Source organism: Enterobacter cloacae complex sp. P16RS2 (assembly GCF_014982155.1).
In the GTDB taxonomy this organism is placed as follows: Bacteria; Pseudomonadota; Gammaproteobacteria; order Enterobacterales; family Enterobacteriaceae; genus Enterobacter; species Enterobacter cloacae_M.
This window is the reverse complement of record NZ_JADCKW010000086.1, coordinates 372-1067: the sequence shown is the minus strand read 5'-3', so window position 1 is coordinate 1067 and position 696 is coordinate 372. Positions and strand designations below refer to the sequence as shown.

General features: G+C 31.6%; 2 protein-coding genes. Both read left to right on the top strand.

Annotation, left to right across the window (positions count from 1 at the left end; translation table 11 throughout):
• The first annotated feature begins 138 nt into the window (after positions 1–138).
• Positions 139–357 carry an AlpA family transcriptional regulator gene (locus INF68_RS22990; RefSeq protein WP_002911792.1) on the top strand — a complete coding sequence of 73 codons (219 nt, stop codon included), beginning with the start codon at positions 139–141 and terminating at the stop codon, positions 355–357.
• A 15-nt stretch (positions 358–372) separates the two neighbouring features.
• Positions 373–696: hypothetical protein (locus INF68_RS22985; protein WP_193525480.1), on the top strand; the 324-nt coding region annotated here is incomplete at its 3' end.

Below are 696 nucleotides of genomic sequence, written 5' to 3'. Positions count from 1 at the left end.
CTCCAAAATTTCCGCGAAACTCACGGTTGGTGAACATCCCTAGTTTAGAACCAGCCAAAATCCTAGAATTATCTCCATCGAACAACATACTAAAAAACGAAATATCCAAGATATTACGTAAAAAAAACAGGAGATAATATGGTTCAAAACAAAACAGATAAAACTTTAAAACTTATTCGCTTATCAGAAGTAATAAGGAAAACCGGGTTCGGCAAGACGTGGATTTATAAACTTATCAGCGCGGGGAAATTCCCCAAACAAATAAAAATCGGTGAAAGAGCTGTTGCTTTCATTGAAAGCGAAGTTGATGAGTGGATTTATAAAGCTATAACTGCTTCTCGTAATACATCTAACTAATAAAAGGAAAATAACATGAAAAATATAAATGTGCCTGAAATATCATTTATCTTTGATAATGATAAAACTGAAGTTTTCTCAAGAATGGCAATGGATAACTTAGCTCTTTATGTGGAAAACATGTTTAAGATAATGGGTGATCAATTTGAACGTCATCTTTATGATAAAGAATATATGAATATGGTTATGGATCATATTATTTATATCACAAAACCAGACTTCCTCAAGTGGTTGAGAGACAATAATGTTGGGGAATGTATTTTTTTGATTGATGAAGTTATGGAAGATTTAAAATACTCTTATAGAGAGTTCAAAAAAATCTATCCTAAACTTGGCATT

What these genes read in the sequence shown, in the direction of transcription:
- INF68_RS22990 (WP_002911792.1), top strand. Translation starts at nt 139, where the DNA reads ATGGTTCAAAACAAAACAGATAAAACTTTAAAACTTATTCGCTTATCA.